This is a genomic window from Halalkalibacter flavus, assembly GCF_036663575.1.
Classification (GTDB): domain Bacteria; phylum Bacillota; class Bacilli; order Bacillales; family Bacillaceae_D; genus Halalkalibacter; species Halalkalibacter flavus.
Genome location: NZ_JAWRVK010000038.1, coordinates 20,247 through 40,433 on the forward strand (window position 1 = coordinate 20,247; position 20,187 = coordinate 40,433).

Annotated in this window: 16 protein-coding genes and 3 pseudogenes; 16 read left to right on the forward strand and 3 right to left on the reverse strand. The window is 38.3% G+C overall.

Features of this window, described 5'->3' with window-relative positions; genetic code table 11:
- The first annotated feature begins 36 nt into the window (after positions 1–36).
- Positions 37–877 (forward strand): annotated as a pseudogene (locus SAY88_RS19515) (YtnP family quorum-quenching lactonase).
- Positions 878–953: 76 nt separating this feature from the next.
- Here the strand turns inward: SAY88_RS19515 and SAY88_RS19520 are convergent.
- Positions 954–1,259: a PepSY domain-containing protein gene (locus SAY88_RS19520; RefSeq protein ID WP_332633825.1), complete on the reverse strand. Its 306-nt coding sequence runs from the start codon at positions 1,257–1,259 to the stop codon at positions 954–956.
- Between the two features lie 178 nt (positions 1,260–1,437).
- Here SAY88_RS19520 and SAY88_RS19525 point away from each other — a divergent pair, with 178 nt between their 5' ends.
- Together SAY88_RS19525 and SAY88_RS19530 are read left to right on the forward strand one after the other, a co-directional pair.
- The gene (locus SAY88_RS19525) at positions 1,438–2,511 is read left to right on the forward strand and encodes a M42 family metallopeptidase (RefSeq protein WP_332633826.1); all 1,074 of its coding nucleotides are present in this window, start codon (positions 1,438–1,440) and stop codon (positions 2,509–2,511) included.
- Positions 2,512–2,604: 93 nt separating this feature from the next.
- Entirely contained in the window at positions 2,605–3,126 is a 522-nt protein-coding gene (locus tag SAY88_RS19530) for a DUF84 family protein (RefSeq protein WP_332633827.1), read from the forward strand.
- Between the two features lie 465 nt (positions 3,127–3,591).
- Here the strand turns inward: SAY88_RS19530 and SAY88_RS19535 are convergent, their stop codons facing one another.
- Entirely contained in the window at positions 3,592–4,032 is a 441-nt protein-coding gene (locus SAY88_RS19535; protein WP_332633828.1) for a YtoQ family protein, read from the reverse strand.
- Positions 4,033–4,163: 131 nt separating this feature from the next.
- On the opposite strand from SAY88_RS19535, the gene SAY88_RS19540 reads away from it, so the two are divergent.
- From SAY88_RS19540 to murC, 7 genes are all read left to right on the forward strand, one after another.
- On the forward strand, positions 4,164–4,673 hold the full coding sequence (locus SAY88_RS19540) for a hypothetical protein (RefSeq protein ID WP_332633829.1): 510 nt from the start codon (positions 4,164–4,166) through the stop codon (positions 4,671–4,673).
- 32 nt (positions 4,674–4,705) lie between these two features.
- Entirely contained in the window at positions 4,706–5,737 is a 1,032-nt protein-coding gene (locus tag SAY88_RS19545) for a PTS sugar transporter subunit IIC (protein WP_332633830.1), read from the forward strand.
- A gap of 20 nt (positions 5,738–5,757) precedes the next feature.
- Entirely contained in the window at positions 5,758–6,081 is a 324-nt protein-coding gene (locus tag SAY88_RS19550) for a thioredoxin family protein (RefSeq protein ID WP_250096734.1), read from the forward strand.
- Positions 6,082–6,480: 399 nt separating this feature from the next.
- The gene (locus tag SAY88_RS19555; protein ID WP_332633831.1) at positions 6,481–7,275 is read left to right on the forward strand and encodes a DUF1444 domain-containing protein; all 795 of its coding nucleotides are present in this window, start codon (positions 6,481–6,483) and stop codon (positions 7,273–7,275) included.
- Between the two features lie 344 nt (positions 7,276–7,619).
- Positions 7,620–10,463, forward strand: coding sequence for a DNA translocase FtsK (locus tag SAY88_RS19560; protein ID WP_332633832.1), 2,844 nt, complete (start codon positions 7,620–7,622; stop codon positions 10,461–10,463).
- Positions 10,464–10,575: 112 nt separating this feature from the next.
- Positions 10,576–11,673, forward strand: coding sequence for a nicotinate phosphoribosyltransferase (locus tag SAY88_RS19565; protein WP_332633833.1), 1,098 nt, complete (start codon positions 10,576–10,578; stop codon positions 11,671–11,673).
- 355 nt (positions 11,674–12,028) lie between these two features.
- Positions 12,029–13,330, forward strand: coding sequence for a UDP-N-acetylmuramate--L-alanine ligase (gene murC / locus SAY88_RS19570; protein ID WP_332633834.1), 1,302 nt, complete (start codon positions 12,029–12,031; stop codon positions 13,328–13,330).
- A 42-nt stretch (positions 13,331–13,372) separates the two neighbouring features.
- Here the strand turns inward: murC and SAY88_RS19575 are convergent, their stop codons facing one another.
- Positions 13,373–14,488 carry an aminopeptidase gene (locus tag SAY88_RS19575; RefSeq protein ID WP_332633835.1) on the reverse strand — a complete coding sequence of 372 codons (1,116 nt, stop codon included), beginning with the start codon at positions 14,486–14,488 and terminating at the stop codon, positions 13,373–13,375.
- A gap of 184 nt (positions 14,489–14,672) precedes the next feature.
- Between SAY88_RS19575 and SAY88_RS19580 the strand changes: the two genes are divergently transcribed.
- The 6 genes and pseudogenes from SAY88_RS19580 to motS all read left to right on the forward strand — a co-directional run bounded on the left by SAY88_RS19580 (position 14,673) and on the right by motS (position 19,940).
- Complete coding sequence (locus SAY88_RS19580; RefSeq protein WP_332633836.1) at positions 14,673–15,122, forward strand: DUF948 domain-containing protein; 450 nt, start codon at positions 14,673–14,675, stop codon at positions 15,120–15,122.
- Positions 15,112–15,579: a YtxH domain-containing protein gene (locus SAY88_RS19585; RefSeq protein ID WP_332633837.1), complete on the forward strand. Its 468-nt coding sequence runs from the start codon at positions 15,112–15,114 to the stop codon at positions 15,577–15,579. Before SAY88_RS19580 ends, SAY88_RS19585 begins: the two co-directional genes overlap by 11 nt.
- Positions 15,580–15,842: 263 nt before the next feature.
- Complete coding sequence (locus tag SAY88_RS19590; RefSeq protein ID WP_250096726.1) at positions 15,843–16,919, forward strand: bifunctional 3-deoxy-7-phosphoheptulonate synthase/chorismate mutase; 1,077 nt, start codon at positions 15,843–15,845, stop codon at positions 16,917–16,919.
- Between the two features lie 352 nt (positions 16,920–17,271).
- Positions 17,272–18,273, forward strand: a complete 1,002-nt coding sequence (ccpA, locus tag SAY88_RS19595; protein WP_332633838.1) for a catabolite control protein A — start codon at positions 17,272–17,274, stop codon at positions 18,271–18,273.
- 97 nt (positions 18,274–18,370) lie between these two features.
- Positions 18,371–19,182, forward strand: a pseudogene (gene motP, locus SAY88_RS19600) (flagellar motor protein MotP).
- Positions 19,169–19,940: pseudogene (gene motS / locus SAY88_RS19605) on the forward strand (flagellar motor protein MotS). The pseudogenes motP and motS overlap by 14 nt, the downstream one beginning before the upstream one ends.
- The last annotated feature ends 247 nt before the right edge of the window (positions 19,941–20,187 follow it).

The window sequence follows — 20,187 nt, forward strand, 5'->3', positions numbered from 1 at the left end:
TGAAAACTAAAAACTAACAAAGGGAGGCTGATCAAAATGGAACGAATTGAACGAAATGGGTTGTCAATCACTTGGTTAAATGGAGGCGTTACTCATATGGATGGAGGAGCGATGTTTGGTGTTGTGCCGAAGCCTTTATGGAGTAAACGATATCCACATAATGATAAGAATCAAATTGAACTACGTACAGATCCTTTTCTAATTGAAAAAGATGGCTACCGAATTTTAGTTGAAAGTGGAATTGGGAAAGGACGCTTAACGGATAAACAAAAAAAGAAATTTTGGTGTCACTGAAGAGTCATCACTTGAAAAAGACTTAGAAGCTTTAAATCTCAGTCGAAAAGATATTGATTTTGTCTTAATGACACATATGCATTTTGATCACGCCACAGGACTTGTCATGGATGTGGACGGAGAAGATGTACCGGTCTTTGATAACGCTTTCATCATTACTTCTGAAGTGGAATGGAATGAGATGAAACATCCTAATATCAGGTCTATCAATACATACTGGGAAAAGAATTGGAAGGCGATTGAATCCAATGTGAAAACATTTCAAGATGAAATTGAAATCATACCAGGCATCCGTCTTATCCATACTGGTGGACACAGTGAAGGGCATAGCATTCTCGTTATTGAGCATGAAGGAGAAACATTTCTTCATTTAGCCGATATTATGCCAACTGAAGCACACTCAAATGTATTATGGGTTCTGGCATATGACGATTACCCGATAACGTCTATACATGAAAAAGAGAGGTGGCAAAGGTTTGCAAGAGAAAAAGAAGCCTATTTTTTGTTTTATCATGATTACAAGTATCGAGCAATCAAATGGAACAAGGATGGCGAAATTGTTGATTCCATTATTAGAAAGTAATAAAAAAGAGTGTAGCCTTTTTAGGTGTTTGTAGGTGACTCTCTATAGCTATATGTAGCGGAGAGTCACCTCAGTTCTAAGATGATTGAAGTTCGAGTAATGTACCGGACTTTGTATCGACCAAAAATTCATATTGCGTCGTTCCTTGTTCATTAGTAGTAGAAAGACCACCGCGATAAACGGTATAGGAGATATTATTACGGTCGACAGTTTCCGGGATCATATGAATCCATGAACCAGAAATTGCATATGTTTTTGATACGGCTTTTTTTACTTCTTTTAATGCTTTTTCCGGAGATATTTTGTCGCCTTTTAACGTTGGACCAAGAAGATATCCAGCGGCTAAACCAATCCCTAATCCTGCAATGAAACGTTTCACCATTAGTTTTCATCCTTTCACATTTAGATTACTCTCACTTTGTAGTATATCCAAAATAGAATAACGGTTTCAATCTATATATGACCTCTTAAGAATAAAGGTTACGGTGGAAATCAAAAAGTGTTTCGGATAAGATAAAGATGATACATATTTTTTCGGGAAGCGAAAGGAGTTTCATGACATGAATCAAGAAACAATGCAATTGTTTAAAACTTTAACAGAACTTCAAGGTGCGCCAGGATTTGAGCATCATGTACGTAAGTTTGTTCGCTCCGAGATGGAAAAATATACGAATGAAATTATTCAAGACAGATTAGGCAGTATTTTCGGTGTGAAGCGTGGGTTAGAGAATGGACCAAAGGTGATGGTAGCTGGTCATATGGATGAAGTTGGTTTCATGGTTACATCGATTAGCAAGAACGGTTTAATTCGCTTTCAAACATTAGGAGGATGGTGGAGTCAGGTCCTTCTTGCACAGCGTGTGCAAATTATGACCGATAATGGCCCAGTCATTGGTGTTATCGGATCGACACCTCCTCATTTATTAGAAGAGGCTCAGCGCAAGAAACCAATGGATATTAAGCAAATGTATATTGATATTGGTGCTGACGATAAAGAAGATGCGACCAATATTGGGGTGAAACCAGGTCAACAAATTGTTCCGGTTTGTCCATTTACACCGATGGCTAACAACAAAAAAATAATGGCTAAGGCGTGGGATAATCGGTATGGCGTTGGGCTTTCTGTTGAATTATTAAAAGAATTACAACATGAAGAAACTCCAAACATTTTGTACTCAGGTGCAACCGTGCAGGAGGAGGTTGGACTTAGAGGAGCCCAAACAGCAGCTAATATGATTCAACCTGATATTTTCTTTGCGTTAGACGCAAGTCCGGCCAATGATGCAACAGGGGGCAAAGATGCATTTGGTCAACTTGGAAAAGGAGCATTGCTTCGGATCTATGATCGATCCATGATTACCCACCGTGGAATGCGCGATTTTGTACTAGATACGGCGGAATCAAATGAAATTCCTTATCAGTATTTCATTTCTCAAGGTGGTACCGATGCAGGTCGGGTTCATATGTCTGGTAACGGGGTCCCATCTGCAGTCGTTGGTATTTGTTCTCGTTACATTCATACTTCAGCTTCGATCGTTCATATTGATGATTATGCAGCAGCGAAGGAATTGATTGTTAAGTTAGTGAAAGCAGTCGATAATAGTACGGTTAAGACTATTAATGACGGGGTATAAAAGGGGAAAATAAGACTAAAATGAGGTTGGTAGCTTGGGGTTAATCCTTGTAGGTCAACCTTGTTTTTGTTGTTGAAAAGAGAGGAGTAAACAATGATTGTTGCCATAGGAACAAAAAATCCGGCAAAAGTACATGCCGTTCAAGATTCGCTCATAAGAGAGGGTCATACGTTTATCAGTGTCAAAGCAAAATCAGGAGTAAGTGGACAGCCATTTTCAGATAACGAAACGTTAGAGGGAGCCAGAAACCGTGCCAAACATGCACTTGCCATGACTGGTGCTGACTTGGCTTTTGGGTTGGAAGGTGGGGTGCAAGAAACAGAATCGGGATTGTTACTCTGTAATTGGGGAGTTCTATCGCATAAAGAAGGAGCTGAATGGATAGCAAGTGGAGCAAAGTTCCCTTTGCCAGAACAAGTTGCAAATAGACTACGGCAAGGAGATGAACTTGGTACTGTAATGGCTGATGTAACAGGAGATATTCACACTAGAAAAAAAGAGGGAGCAATTGGAATATATACGGGTGGTTGGGTAAGTAGAAAAGAACTTTTTACTCACATAGTTAGGTTACTATATGGACAATATGTTACTTCACTAGTACAAGCAAGGCATTAATATTCTTAACAATTTAATCATAGTGTTTATATTAATAATTTCCATTAAATGTAAATTATAGACACGACTAGCTCAGTCACATTGCTCCCTTCTTATTATAATAAAAGTGGGAGTAAGAATTTGATGTAAGAAGGAGTGGTGACAATGACTAGAGCAACTGTAGCTATTGTACTTGCCTTTACGGGGGCCATATATTTAACGAGTATAGGGATGGCAATTGGAATGTTTAAATTGGCAGAAGGAACGAAATGAGTGCAACATAAAAAGGTAACGGCTAGGTTGGTTTCTACTTAGTGGTTACTTTTTTTTTCAGTGAGTATACTAACATGCTTTCAATCAAGGGGCTTGAAAGTATAGTCGAAGAAGTGCAATGGCTCTGCACGTCGCACGCCTTTTTCTGAGAAGACCACTCAAGGCAACGGCTCCGCACATTGCATATAAGGAAAGCCGCATGCGCGGCTTTCCTTATTCAAAAACATATGAAAGTGCTTGAAGAGCTTGTTCGGGTGTTTCGACAACTAATTGAGCTTTGTTAGATAATTCTTTTAATGGATGGTGAAGTTTTTCATCACGAATAAGAATCACAGGTTTATTTAAGGTGATAGCTGTTGCTGCATCCATTGCACTATTCCACTGTTTGTACTTTTCTCCAAAGTAAGCAATGACCACATCAGAATTGGAAAGTAAGATTTGTGTTCGTAAATTATTAATACTAGAAGCTGTTTCGTCTTTCAACACTTTATTTGGCTGTTCTCCTAAAATTTCCTCACCAATGTTGTCTGAACGATCATGATCTTCCATAGGACCAGTAAAGACAAGTGGAAGGTTACGTTCGCTTGCTTGCTTACGTAAATACTCACGCCATGGACTATGAATTTCTCCTGCTAAATAGACGGTTAATTTCATGAAATCACTCCTATTTTGTAATGAGTCAGTTTTATTATATCAGGGGTAGTGGAAAGTTGTCTTGTCAGCTTGTGTCTACAGGGGTATTATTAGGTAGAATTGTGCAAGATAAGAAAAAAGGAGTGTAATAATTGATTACAAAATGTTGGAAAGTAAGTTTGTTTCTTACGTTCCTATTACTAGTTGTAGGTTGCCAAGTCACAGAAGAAGAGGCGTTAGAGTTAGGTCATCAAGCCTTTATTCATAACCTAGAAGAAGATTCTCTTGAACCTAATACTGAGTTATCAATGTTTCATGTTTACTTACCTAGAGGATTTGAAGTAATAGAGGACATTGAATACAATGCTTTATTTCAAAGTGGTGAGCAATTATTCGTTTTATTTCATCAACCAGCAGAACCTGCAACAAGTAGTATTCATCTTCAACGTGATTTAGCGGCTGCGGGTGGGGCTTTGCTTTACGAGCTTTTAGAAGCAGAAGATCAGTTGGCCTATTTAATTGTAACTGAAGAAGACGAAGAACAGTTATTTGTCATTGTAACAGTTGGCGGTGCAAAGTTATCAACGCTGACAACCTATAATGACCTTAGGGACAGCATTGAAGCAATGACTGAAATTGTTCAGTCATATCAAGCTAAATAACAGATTTCTTTTGATGTAGGAGGATACTAATCGTGACGACATTTTTAAAGAAAAAAGGGATTGACCTTTCGTGGCGAACATATTTCATAACCGCATTAAGCCATATGGCATTAGGTTTATTTGCTTCGCTAATTATTGGACTCATCATCCGTACAGTAGGGGAACAAGTGGCTCTTCATACAGGAATGTTAACGGTAGGGACGTGGTTACAAGAAGTTGGCTCTCTAGCAATGGGACTAATGGGACCTGCAATTGGTGTTGCGGTTGCGTACGGATTAAAGGCACCAAAACTTGTTGCTTTTGCGACAATTGTGAGCGGGGCAGCGGGAGCTCAGTTAGGTGGACCAGCTGGTGCTTTTGTGGCGGCCGTTATTTCGACAGAACTAGGAAAACTCATTTCAGGAGAAACAAAGCTTGATATCATATTAACGCCACTTGTTACCATTATTACAGGCTTCTTATCTGCTTCTATCATTGGACCTTGGATTCAAGCAGGAATGCAGCAATTTGGCTCCCTTATCATGTGGGGGACAGAACAACAACCTATTTTGATGGGGATAATTGTGGCAACGTTAATGGGACTAGCTTTAACAGCACCCATTTCAAGTGCTGCACTAGCAATCATGTTAGAACTTGAAGGAATTGCTGCAGGTGCAGCAACGGTTGGGTGTGCGGCACAAATGGTTGGTTTTGCTGTTAGTAGCTTTCGCGAAAATGGTTGGTCTGGGCTAGTTTCATTAGGAATAGGAACGTCGATGCTCCAAGTGCCTAATGTGGTAAAGAACCCGTATATCCTTATTCCTCCAACAGTTGCAGGTGCTCTATTAGCACCTGTTGCGACTGTTGGATTCGGAATGACGAACAATCCAGCAGGAGCAGGAATGGGAACGAGTGGGCTCGTTGGTCCGATTATGACATTTACACATATGGGGTTTTCCATGCATGTATTAATTGGTGTTGTTTTACTGTATTTCATTGGACCTGCTATAATAAGTTTACTCATAGCTGAATGGATGAGAAAAAGAGGCACCATTCGATTAGGAGATATGAAGATAGAACAATAAGTAAGGTGAGGGTGTTTTTAATGGAAAAACTTCAAAGTGTTGAACAATTTAAAGAAATTTCGAGTAAAGAATCAGCTGTATTTATGTTTTCGGCTGATTGGTGTCCAGATTGTCGCGTAATTGAGCCAGTTTTACCGAGGATAGAAGCTGACTTCCCTAGTTTTTCTTTTTACTATGTCGACCGTGATCAATTTATCGATCTGTGCGGAGAACTAAATATTTTTGGAATCCCAAGCTTTCTAGCTTTTGTAAACGGGCAAGAAGTAGAACGATTTGTAAGTAAAGATCGTAAATCACAAGAAGAGATTGAAGAATTTCTTACAAAAGCAGAATCACATTTTTAAGAGTTTTTTTGAAAAAGGTCGCTTTTTACCTTTTTCAAAAAAACTCGAAGCGAAGAGCGGAGCCGCCGTTATGTTTTAAGCCTATATGAGCTGTTTTCTCATATAGGCGCACGGCGAGTGGAGCCATCGCAGTATGTGGGGCTGTCCCAAAAGTCCGGAACAGAGGAGGCAATGGCTCCGTTCGCTACGCGCAGTGAGTGTGTAACCCACTCCTCTCAAGGCTTTTTATAAGATGTAGGACTTCGCTCATTGCTCCGGGGGTGTCTCAAAGACACCCCCTTTTTTATTTTTGTATCAACTTTGATAAAGCAAAGGTTTCTATCTTTTTTTAAATCAATCGATTTGGTTCGTCTTTTCCTTTCTGATAAAATAGGATAGATAGAAGGAGAGGATCGTTTTATGGAAATGAGACAGTTTCGAAAAGAGATTGAGCAGAGGTTAACAAGAGATGGGTGGACCATTTTTTATGATCATAAGGAATCGACTTTACGAATAGAAGATGACGAAATAAAAAAAGGAGTTACTCTTTCGCTAAAACCATTGCTTGCTAAATGGGAGAGGAAAGAGTTTGGTTCGATCGATGAAGTTGTTCGATATGTTGAGGTCGGACTAGAGGCGATGAAACATAAGCCAATGATTACAGGGAATGAGAAACGTATTTTCCCAGTCATTCGTTCTACTTCTTTCCCGACAGAGTCAAATGCAGGAGAAGCACTGTTGTTTGACGAACATACTGCTGAAACGCGGGTCTATTACGTCATTGATCAAGGAGAATCATACACTCTGATCCAAGAAAGCATGCTTGAAGGAACGTCCTTTACGAAGGCAAAAATTCGTGAAGTAGCGATGTTTAACGTCCGATCATTGCCACAGCCTTTAAAAGAAGATACTGTAGCAGGAAATCGCTTCTTTTTCTTGCGAGCAAAAGATGGATTTGATGCTAGTCGAATTCTCGATCAATCATTGTTAGAGAAAATGGAAAAGATGGCAACTGGCCAACTAGCTGTTGCTGTCCCGCATCAAGATGTACTTATTTTTGCTGATATTGTAAATGAGCGAGGCTATGATGTTCTTGCACAACTTGCTCTTCAGTTTTTTGGAGAAGGAAGAGTGCCGGTTACGGCGTTACCTTTCCTATACGAAGATGGGGAATTAGAACCAACCTTTATTTTGGCCCAAAGAAAACCAAAATAGAATTAGGTCGATAAGCCCCATCACAATAAGATTAATTATGGTACAATGATATAGTTATAGAGAACAAAAAAGTAATTGTCAAAACACAATGTCTTTTTTAGTAAAAGGTATGGAGGAACGGTATGCATTCTGTATTACTTGAACGAAAAAGACGTTTTTGCTAGAGGCGATTGATATGAGATTGGTGCCGTGCTCAAATAACTGTGATGATATAAGGTTGTCTCAAATCCAATGCGTCTGTTCTTTACTGGGAACAGATCACTTCTAACATTGATTAGATTGGTATGAGTCAACCTTTTTCTATCGTTACTTGAAGAAATGATTAAAGAAAGAGAGTGATCACAATGGGAACATTGCATCGCTGGATGAGGAGGCTCCAACAATTTTTAAGCGGAGAACCTACGGAAGAAAAGGAAATAGAAGCGAGGCAGCATCGAACGGAGACGACATATAAGTCGTTTCAAGTAGAAAATAAAAAAAGTGAGTCTAAAGTCGTTTATCAATATCCGAAAAAAGGAAATTTTCGCTTTCCTTTAATTGATGATAAACCAAAACCAAAAGTGAGCGAATTGAAAAACAGGAAACAAAAGATTGACAACAGAACAAGCAATCCTACAATGAAAAAGGAAAAACAAGTGGAAAAGGTTGATCCAACATGGAACTCTAACTCGAAATCGGAGTTTAAGCTATCGGAGATTCCATCCCCAGTATATGGTTTTAAAGCAAGAGAATCGGCAAAAAGTAGATTGGGTGACACCTTATCTGTTCTTCCGTTTGAGGATAAAAGCAAAAAGGAAACCAAACCTCATAAAGTTGAACAAATAGAAAAGAAAATAGAGAAAAACGTCACAGAGAGCTTACAACCAATAATTGAACAAAAGAATCCTATAGAAGAAATTCAAATTTCAAGTGAAGAAGTAATTAAGGAGCGTAAAGGTTCAGAGAATGAACTTGAAGTGATTCAAGATGTCAAAGGTTTAACAAATGAGCTCGAACTAGGTTCAACTGAAATGAAAGGAAGGCCTTATGATGTACCTACCATTTTAGAAGAGGCGTTAGCCAGAGCAACATTTCAACAAGAAGAAAGAAAAGAACAGGAAAATGTAACTTTTGATACAGTTGTAGAAGAACTAGAGGAAAAAACAGAGGAAATAAGCGAAGGAGACGTCGAAGAAACTGTAGAGGAAGTAAAAGAAAAAATCGAGAAAATAATTGAAGCAGAAATAGAACTAGAACTAGAAGAAAGTATAGACGAAGCAAAATCAGTAGAAGAAGTAGAATTAACAGAAGTGGAAGAATCAGTAGAAGAAGTAGAATTAACAGAAGTGGAAGAATCAGTAGAAGAAGTAGAATTAACAGAAGTGGAAGAGTCAGTAGAAGAAGCAGAATTAACAGAAGCAGAAGAATCAGTAGAAGAAGTAGAATTAACAGAAACAGAAGAATCAGTAGAAGAAATAAATTTAACAGAAGTTAAACAAGAAGAAGGAAAAGTTGAAGAGAATTACATAAAGCTCGAAGCTTCGGAGTTTGAAGGAAATCAAGAGAGCATTTTAAAAACAGTTGAGAAATCTCCAAAGCAAAAAACAGGAGAAGTTGAAAGTACTTCTGTTGAATCTAAGAAACTAAAAAAGGAAAAACAGGATCACAAGACTTCTGAAGTGAGCAAACCTAAAAAAGCAGCAATTCCATTTAATGTAATGATGCTGCCACAGGATCGAAAAAGGAAACAAACTCAAGTATCTGCACCTACGCCTGAGAAAAGCCCAATTGATTACTCTTATCCTAGTATTCAACTACTTAATTACCCTGAATTACAGGAACAGGATGAGTCTGAATGGCTTAAGGAACAAGGTACGATTTTAGAAGAAACCTTGCAAAGTTTTCATGTTGATGCAAAAGTTGTTCATGTAACGAAAGGCCCTTCTGTTACAAGGTTTGAGATTCAACCTGGTCGGGGTGTGAAAGTAACAAAGATAACGGGGTTAACCGATGATATGAAGCTGGCATTAGCTGCCAAAGATATTCGAATTGAAGCGCCAATTCCAGGTAAAAACACCATCGGCATAGAAGTCCCTAATCGCACGTCTACCCCAGTATTTTTACGTGAAATTCTACGTAGAAAAAACTTTATACGTTCTGAGTCACCATTAACGGTTGCACTAGGACTGGATATCTCCGGACAACCTATCGTAACGGATTTAAAGAAAATGCCTCATGGACTTGTTGCAGGTGCTACTGGCTCTGGAAAGAGTGTTTGCATTAATTCCGTTCTCGTTAGTCTATTATTTAAAGCGACTCCGGATGAAGTGAAGTTAATGTTGATTGACCCGAAAATGGTTGAACTTGCCCCATATAATGGGTTACCACATCTAGTAACACCTGTTATTACAGATGCCAAACAGGCAACGGCGGCCTTAAAATGGGTTGTTCTTGAAATGGAGCGTAGATATGAATTGTTTAGTCAGCAAGGTGTGCGTGATGTAGGCAGATATAATGAGATTTATTCTGAATCTCCTGATAAGCCTGCTCTTCCATTTATTTTAGTAGTCATCGACGAATTAGCTGATTTAATGATGGTTTCCCCACAAGAGGTGGAAGATTCAATTTGTCGGATTGCACAAAAAGCAAGAGCATGTGGAATTCACTTATTGCTTGCAACTCAGAGACCGTCAGTCGATGTCATTACTGGGTTGATTAAGGCAAATATCCCAACAAGAATCGCCTTCTCGGTATCTTCTCAAACCGATTCAAGAACGATTTTGGATATGGGAGGAGCTGAGAGATTGCTAGGTAAAGGGGATATGCTTTTTCATGAAAATGGCTCGCCGAAACCTGTTCGTGTTCAAGGAACTTTCGTATCTGATGAAGAGATTGAAGATGTCGTTGCTCACGTGAAGAAGCAAAGAGAGCCTGAGTATTTATTGCAAACGGAGCAATTAAAGCATGTTGCCCACGAAGCAGTCGATGATGAGCATTTTGAAGAAGCTTGTTATTTTGTTATTGACCAGGGATCAGCCTCTGCATCAAGTTTACAAAGACGATTCCGTGTTGGTTATAACCGAGCAGCTAGACTTATTGATATGATGGAGGAAAGAGGAATTGTATCTGAAGCGATGGGGAGTAAGCCAAGACATGTCCTTGTAGATGAACTCGAGCTCGAGGAAGTTCTCTATCATAAAGAGGGGTAATGTAGTTCTACTATTTTTTACCTTGTCTTAATGGAAAAGGTTATATATGATAGTAAGATAAAAACGTTACCTATTCTACTGCTGAATGGTCTATTACAAGGAGTTTAGATGGATGAAAGAGATTACACGGAAATTGAATGGAGAAATAAAACGTTTAACAAACGAAACTTTTAAATTTGATGAACGTGTTCAAGAGGGCTGGTTCTCTGCCGTTTATTTTTTGAAAACAAGAGAGATTGTTGAAAAATATCGTCCAAATAACATTGTGACAATGCAATTTTTTCAAAAGGAACATGCTGTTTTATGTGGGACTGATGAAGTCATTGCGTTAATAAAAACATTTGCCCAAAACGCAAATGAGCTTGAAATTAGGTCTTTAGAAGATGGAGATAAAATTAAGCCATTCGAAACAGTATTAACAATTACTGGTAAATATGAAGATTTTGGCTATTTAGAGGGAATTATCGATGGGATCTTTGCTAGGCGCACATCTGTAGCTACAAATGTCTATAATGTAGCTAAGGCTGCTAGACAATCGGGAATTCAAAAACCTATTATTTTCATGGGAGATCGTGATGATCACTTTACGCAGCAATCTGGAGATGGTTATGCAGCCTTTATTGGAGGTTCTAAAGCACAAGCAACACATGCAATGAACGAATGGTGGGGGAAAAAAGGAATGGGAACGATGCCTCACGCCTTAATCCAGCTGTTTCAAGGAGATGTTGTTGCTGCAACTCGTGCGTACAAAGAAACGTATCCAGAAGATGATTTGATGGCCCTTGTTGATTACAATAATGATGTTATTACAGATTCCTTAAAAGTAGCTCGTGAATTCGGCACGGAACTTAAAGGAGTAAGAGTTGATACATCTAGAACGATGGTTGACCAGTATTTTTGCCGAAAGCCAGAAGTCATGGGGGCTTTTGACCCGCGTGGTGCAAATCCGACTTTAATCTTTGCTTTAAGAGAAGCGTTAGATAAGGAAGGATTTGAGCATATTAAAATTATTGCTACTGGTGGATTCACTGCTACAAGAATAAGAGAATATGAAGAAGCGGGTGTTCCAGTCGACATTTATGGTGTTGGAGGAAGCTTATTGAAGCTTAACATTGGTTTTACGGGTGACAATGTTCTGTTAAATGGTGAGCATGAAGCTAAGGCTGGTCGAAGATTCCGTGATAACCCAAGACTACAAATAGTAGAGTAAATTAAGAAAGTAACAATGGATCCGTGCGTTTGGACGTACAACTTTAATTATAGTTGTATGGCGTAAGATATACTCACAATATCGGTTCCTTTTATTGCGTAGAGGCTATGAAAAAGGAAAAAGTGAACCTTTTTCTGTAGCCTCTACTTAAGAGGGTCTTTTCTTCGTGTTATATCATATACTATGGGGTGAATACAGAAGAATGGCTCAAATTGGTGATAGCGTCGTTTTCTGATATAATGGGTCAATGCAAGTGTATAAAGGGGTTGCATCGATAAGAGAGAACATTTTTGAACAAATGCAATACTGACACCATTGGACGCAAGAAAACCATGTGAATTTTGGAGGTCCAAATATGACAAATTTCCATTTTATTGGTATAAAAGGTTCTGGTATGAGCGCACTCGCTCAAGTTTTACATGATATGAAAAAACAAGTTCAAGGGTCGGATGTTGAGAAACAGTTTTTTACACAGCGCCCGCTTGAACAAAAAGGGATTAATTTATTGCCCTTTGAACGTAACAATATTAAAAGTGATCAACAAGTGATTGTATCGGCAGCTTATGGTGATGATCATGAAGAAGTACAAAGAGCTCATGAATTAGGTCTTGAAGTGAAGAAATACCCAACCTTTTTAGGAGAATTCATACAAAACTTTACAAGTATTGCGGTAACGGGAGCTCATGGAAAGACATCAACGACGGGGTTGTTAGCTCATGTCTTAGGTTCAGCTTTTCCTACTTCTTATTTAATTGGTGATGGTACAGGAAAAGGAGAAGAGGATTCCACGTATTTTGCGTTTGAGGCTTGTGAGTATCGTCGTCACTTCCTGAACTATAAACCTGACTATTGCATTATGACAAACGTTGATTTCGATCATCCAGATTACTTTAAAGATGTTCAAGATGTCTTTTCTGCATTTCAAGAAATGGCCATGCAAGTGAAAAAAGCAATCGTAGCATGTGGTGATGATGAACATTTACAAGGAATTCATGCCAATGTTCCTGTTGTATATTATGGTTTCGGAGAACATAATGACTTTCAAGCTAGAAATGTAGAGACAACAAATGAAGGAACGCAATTTGATGTGTACGTTCGTAATAGTCTATATGGAACGTTTACGATTCCAGGGTACGGAAAGCATAACGTCTTAAATGCTTTAGCAGTCATTGCGCTTTGTCATTATGAAAATGTACCGGCAGATGTGGTTGCAACGCACTTAAAGACATTTAAAGGTGTTAAACGCCGCTTTACGGAAAAAGTGATTGATAAACAAGTGTTAATCGATGATTACGCTCATCACCCAACTGAAATTGCAGCGACCATTGAGGCGACGAAACAAAAATACCCAGATTACAATGTCGTAGCTATTTTTCAGCCACACACATTTACAAGAACGAAAACATTTATTAACGAATTTGCTGAGTCGTTAAAACAGGCAGACGTTGTTTATTTGTGTGATATTTTTGGGTCAGCAAGAGAGCAAGCTGGTTCTTTAACGATTGGTGATTTAAAAGATTTAATTCCAAATGCACAGTTAATAACGGAAGAATCAATCGACGTTTTAAAAAATCACGAAAATAGTGTTCTTCTTTTTATGGGAGCTGGCGATATTCAAAAGTTCCAACAAGCTTATGAAAAAGCAATTTCCAATTAAGAAAAGGGTGACTCAAACGTGTGAGTCACCCTTTTTGTTTTTTTATTTTAAGTTCTCCGGATTAAGTGCTTCTAGTTCCGGTACAACAAAACGACCATCTTTGCGAATGAGAACGTCGTCAAAATAAATTTCGCCCCCACCGTATTCTGGACGTTGAATCATCACGATATCCCAATGAATGCTAGATGAGTTACCGTTTGAAGCTTCTTCATAACATTGCCCTGGTGTGAAATGGAAGCTTCCATCAATTTTCTCATCAAAAAGAATGTCTTTCATTGGATGTTGAATGTATGGGTTTACACCTATCGCGAATTCTCCAATAAATCTAGCTCCCTCATCTGTATCTAATATTTTATTAATTCTCTCGGAATCGTTTGCTGATGCTTCAACAATCTTTCCATTCTCAAATGTAAATGAAATATTTTCAAACGTGAACCCTTGATATGGAGAAGGTGTATTGTATGTAATCGTTCCGTTAACTGAATCGCGAACAGGAGCTGTGTAAACTTCACCATCTGGTATATTACGTTTTCCAGCACATTTAATAGACGGGATATCTTTTACTGAAAAAATTAAATCAGTACCTGGTCCTTTCAGTTGTACTTTGTCCGTACGGTCTAATAAGGCAACTAGTGAATCCATCGCTTCATCCATTTTGCTATAATCTAAGTTACAAACATTAAAGTAAAAATCTTCAAATGCTTCTGTACTTGTGTTAGCTAACTGTGCCATAGACGAGCTCGGATATCTTAAAACAACCCACTTTGTTTTTGGAACACGAATTTCTCTGTGAACCTTTGTACCAACTGTTTTGCCGTGTAATGCCATCTTATCATTTGGGACATCGGACAGTTCTGAAATATTATCACCTGCACGCAGACCAATATAAGCATCCATCTCGCTCATTACCTGAGCTTCAAAGGAAGCCATCATTTCAAGTTGTTCTTCTTGTGCGCCCATTAACAAAGAACGATCCACCTGATGATCCTTTAATAAGACAAATGGAAATCCACCAGCAAGATAGGCTTCTTGTACAAGTGCGGTAACCAGCTCGCGTTGAAGGCCAAAATTTTCTATTAAAACTTTTTCCCCTTTTTTTAACTCAACTGAGTAGGTAATTAAATTTTTGGCTAATGTTTGAATTCTCGGATCTCTCATTCAAATTCCTCCTTAAACGTTCTTTCTTATTGTATACGATAATAGGAAAACATAACAGTAATTGTGAAAAGATGCAGGAAATTCCGAGACAACCGCGAATTATTATTCATGGAGAGGTTTAATATCACGTGAGAATGGGTAATACGAATTATAGATCGGAAAGTCAAGGAGGTGAAGATCTATAATGGAAAGTTTATTGTACATAAGTGCTTTAGTAACTGCAATCGCCTTTGCAGTATTAGTCATATATTTGGTTCGAACATTGAAATCAGCAAATCGAACGCTTGATCATGTTGCGAATACGATGGCTGGATTAGAAAAGCAAGTAACAGGAATTACAAAAGAGACTGAGGAATTGTTACATCGTACAAATCGCTTAGCTGACGATCTTCAAGAGAAATCGGAATCATTGAATACCGTTTTTTCATCAGTAAAGGATCTTGGTGATTCGGTTGGGCAAGTTAATAAGTCCATCAGACATGTTTCTGATACAGTCTCATCTCAAGTTGTTAAACAATCGGATCAAATTGCAAAAGCCGTTCAATGGGGCAATGTCGCAATTGATTTATATTCAAAATTTAAACAAAAAAAAGAACAGAGTGAGCTGAAGGAGGAGAAAGGTTATGAGCGATAAGAATAGCATGAACACAAAGGATTTTTTAATTGGATCATTAATTGGTGGGATTGTAGGTGCTTCAGCAGCCTTATTTTTGGCACCTAAATCAGGGAAAGAACTCCGAAGCGATATTAACGAACAGGCACAAATTGCCCGTGATAAAACGACTCAATTCACATCAACTGCATATGATAAAGGAAATGAGTGGGCTACTTACGCAAAGGAAAAATCATCCAACATTGCTAAAGTTGTCTCAGACCAATCTGCACAAGTCGTAGGTAAGGTAAAGGAGGCGACTTCAAATTTAAAAACTGAAGCTGAAGAGGCGTCTAACTCAGCTGAACAAATTGTAGGAAATCTTGCTGGAGAAGTTCAAAACTCAGGGGAAGAAATTGCTGAGACGGTAAAACAAGAGATAAATGACATTCAATCAAAGATAGAAGAAGAAGAAACTGCTGCAGCACAGTCGAAATAAACTATTGAAAAGGAAACCTCTCATCCTTACGAAGGAATGAGGGGTTTTCTCATTTATGTTGGCAAAAACCTCATGCGATACATAAGATACATAATTCATAGGAAACGAAAATATAATCCACCAAAAAAAACGCTTTATCACTTAAAAGCTAAAAAGCATAAAAGCTTAAAAGCGCTAAAGAAAAAGTTCGTGACATTCTCTGAATTTTCATATATAATGAATTTTAAATACAAAAGAAGCATTGTAAAAGGGAGTGGAGAATAGTGAGTAATGACCAATTAGATGTGTTGAGAACAGAGTTAGACGAGGTGAACCTAAAGCTTCTTGAAACAATCAATGAGCGAGCTCGTCTTGTTCAAGAAATTGGAAAAGTAAAAAGTACGCAAGGTGTAAATCGATTTGATCCGGTAAGAGAGCGTAGCATGCTTGACCATATTGCCGCAAATAATAAAGGTCCATTTGAGACATCTACATTACAACATTTGTTTAAACAAATTTTCAAAGCAAGTCTTGAACTGCAAGAGGAAGATAATAGTAAAGCATTACTTGTTTCACGTAAAAAGCACCCTGAAAATACAGTTGTCGATCTTAAAGGTGTTATGATGGGGGATGGCCAGCAACGTCTTGTTATGGGTCCATGCGCAGTTGAGAGTTACGAGCAAGTATTAACCGTTGCGAAAGCTCTTAAAGAAAGAGGAATAAAGTTGTTACGTGGAGGAGCGTTTAAACCACGTACATCTCCATATGATTTCCAAGGTTTAGGATTAGAGGGTTTAAAAATCTTAAAGCAAGTTGCTGATGAACTTGATATGGTAGTTATTAGTGAAATCGTAAATCCTTCTGATATTGAAACAGCTATAGAATACCTAGATGTAATTCAAATTGGTGCTCGGAACATGCAAAATTTTGAGTTGTTAAAAGCTGCAGGTGCGGTTGATAAGCCAGTATTATTAAAACGTGGCCTATCAGCAACAATTCAAGAATTTATCCATGCTGCAGAGTACATCGTAGCAAAAGGGAACAGCAATTTAATGTTATGTGAGCGTGGGATCCGCACATACGAGACAGCTACTAGAAACACGTTAGATATCTCAGCAGTGCCAATCTTAAAACAAGAAACTCACTTGCCAGTGTTAGTTGATGTGACACATTCTACAGGACGTCGAGATCTATTACTTCCAACAGCTAAAGCAGCATTAGCTATCGGTGCAGATGCAATCATGGCAGAGGTTCATCCAGACCCTGCAGTAGCTTTATCTGATTCAGCTCAGCAAATGGATATCCCTCAATTCAATAAATTTATTGATGATTTACAAGCTTCGGGATTGTATAAGGGGTAATACTAAGAGACTGTCTCATAGTCGGGTACAGAGGTGGCAATAGCTTTGTGCGCTACATCCGTGAGTGTGTAAACTACTCTTCTCAAGGTTTAAAGATGTAGCGACTCTGCTCATTGCTTCGGGGATGTTCTAAAAGGTCAAAAACAGACCTTTTAGGACATCCCCTCTCTTTTTGTCAATAAGAAGAAAAAATGGTGAATGAACGTAGGTTTTTTTGAAAATACTATGAAAAAAATTTGAAGGTTGTCGATATAAATAGTGTAGAACATTGCGGACCTCTTCATAGTATCGTATGATATCTATACAATCATGAAAACGAAAAGTTTATTTTCAAAAATTAAGGAGGATCCTAGTGAATACAACAATCTATGATGTAGCAAGAGAAGCAGGTGTTTCGATGGCGACCGTTTCACGTGTCGTAAACGGAAACCCTAATGTAAAACCAGCAACAAGAAAGAAAGTGTTAGAAGCAATTGAGAGACTTGGTTATCGTCCGAATGCTGTGGCAAGAGGACTTGCTAGTAAGAAAACGACAACTGTTGGAGTGATTATACCTGATATTTCAAGTATTTTCTTTGCTGAGCTAGCACGAGGTATCGAGGATATTGCCACAATGTATAAGTACAACATTATCCTTTGTAACTCGGATCAAAACCAAGAGAAGGAAATCCACTTAATTAATACGTTACTTGAGAAACAAGTAGACGGTATTGTGTTTATGGGTGGTCACATTACTGAAGAGCATGTTGAACAATTTAAGCGTTCACCAGTTCCTGTTGTTTTAGCCGCTACACTTGACACCAATAGCGAAATTGCATCAGTAAACATTGATTATAGACAAGCTGTTTATGATGCCATTTCGAATTTAATTGAAAAGGGCCATACTCGTATTGGGATGCTTTCAGGTACGCTTGATGATCCGGTTAATGGGTATCAGAAGTTCTTAGGTTACCGCGAAGCAATTGAAGGAGCGGGACTTTCTTTTGATGAGGAATTAGTTGTCATCGGAGATTACACATATGATTCAGGTATAGAAGCAATGAATTCATTTTTGGAGTTAGAAAACAAACCTTCTGTTATCTTTGCTTCTACAGATGAAATGGCATTAGGCGTTATTCATGGTGCGCAAGACCAAGGGTTAACAATTCCAGATGATATTGAAGTGTTAGGATTTGATAATACGCGTCTAGCTACGATGGTTCGCCCAACGTTATCTACAGTTGTCCAACCAATGTATGATATTGGTGCTGTTTCTATGCGTTTATTAACGAAACTCATGAACAAAGAAGAAGTAACAGATCATGTTGTTGTGCTCCCGCACCGAATTGAAATTAGACAATCAACGAAATCATAAGGGTAGCTAAATTTGACTCTGGCAAACGAACTACGTTTTGATCATAACGTAGAAGGATGTAATCAGAACGGAATGAAGCGCCCACTGGGAGAGGATTATGAAAAAATTTGATATTATGACGCCAATAGGAATCTTACTAGGTATGATTGTTATTCTATTGGCTGTCTTCTCAAACTCTGGGCCATCTGGATTTATTTTCTTTATCCAGATCGCTTCAGTTCTTATCGTAATTGGAGGACTTGTATCGGCAATTATAATTACGTTTTCTTTGGCAGAATTAAAATTGGTTCCCAAAGTATTAGGGGAAGCATTTCGTACTGAAAGTCACGATTTAGAGAATTTAATTGATACCTTTGTTGATCTCTCAACGAAGGCGAGACGTGAAGGATTACTAGCTTTAGAAGCCGGGTTAGATGAAGTGGAGGATCCTTTTATTAAGAAAGGTGTTTTGCTTGCTGTAGATGGAATTGAACCAGATGTCATTAAGGATATAATGATGGCAGAAGTAGTTGCAATGGAAGAACGTCATCGCAAAGGACGAGCTATTATTAAAAAGCAGGGGAGTATGCACCAGCTTGGGGGATGATAGGAACGTTAGTTGGTCTTGTTCTTATGCTGCAAAATTTAAATGATCCTGCTACCCTTGGGCTGAATATGGCTGTAGCTTTACTAACAACTCTTTATGGAACGGTTCTAGCTAATCTAGTCTTTTTGCCAATGGCTACGAAACTAGCTAATAAAACGGATGAAGAAGTATTTATTAAACAAATCATTATTGAGGGTGTTATTGGCGTTCAATCTGGACAAAACCCGAAAGTCCTACAAGAAAAATTAAGTGCTTTTTCAGTTACAAATAATAAAGCAAAAAATGAAGACGACGTTCTAGGTGAAGAAAATGTTGCCTCGTAAGCGTCAGCGTCAAGAAGAAAAAGGCGCACCAAAGTGGATGGTGACATTTTCAGATCTGATGTCCCTCATTTTAGTCTTTTTTATCCTGCTATTTTCTATGTCAGTTGTTGACGCTCAGAAGTTTAGAGCAATCGCTGACTCATTTAATCAAAGACAAATATTTGAGTATATGCCATCAGCTATTGAATTTGTAAACCCTCAGTCAAGAGCGGGGAGAAGAGAGAAAAGTTCCCTTTGCTGAAGGGGAGTTTGGTAGAGAGACAGCCCTATTGAATGAAACTCATGTAGCTATGGATGAGCTTTTAAAAGAAGTTAATGACTTTCTTGAACAGAATGAGCTGACAGAATTAATATCAGCAACGCGAGATGATCGAGGTGTTGTTCTTGTGTTACAAGAACGAACGTTATTTGAAACAGCTGAAGCAGAATTACTTCCTGAAGCAGAGCTATTCCTAAGTAAAGTTGGAACATTATTAAAAGCAATTTCAAATAGTGTAAAGGTGGAAGGACATACAGACAGTAGGCCCATTTCAACTTATCGTTATCCTTCTAATTGGGAACTATCTGGTGCTAGAGCAAGTAGTGTAATTCGTTTTTTAATAGATACACATAACCTTGAGGCTAAGCGTTTTATTGCAACAGGATACGGTGATACAAGACCAGTCGTTCCCAATACGACTGTTGAAAACTTACAATTAAATCGTCGAGTAGTCATTGTCATCTCAGATCCTACTCATGAAGACGCTAACTCATATTAAGGTGACTAAACTCTGTAATCACTATTACCACAATCATCGATAGAAGTTTTGAACATGACACTTCTTTAAGGTATATTGTGTTTGCTAGGTACGATTACAGTAGAGATACGCATAAAAGTCGAAATTTGTCTTTTCAGTACCTCTACAATAGTCACTTTTTTTATGTTCTCATAGCACAGCGGTAATATGTCAACACCCTAAAACTAGAAAATTGGAAATTGATTTAACTACAATCAAAAAAATCCCT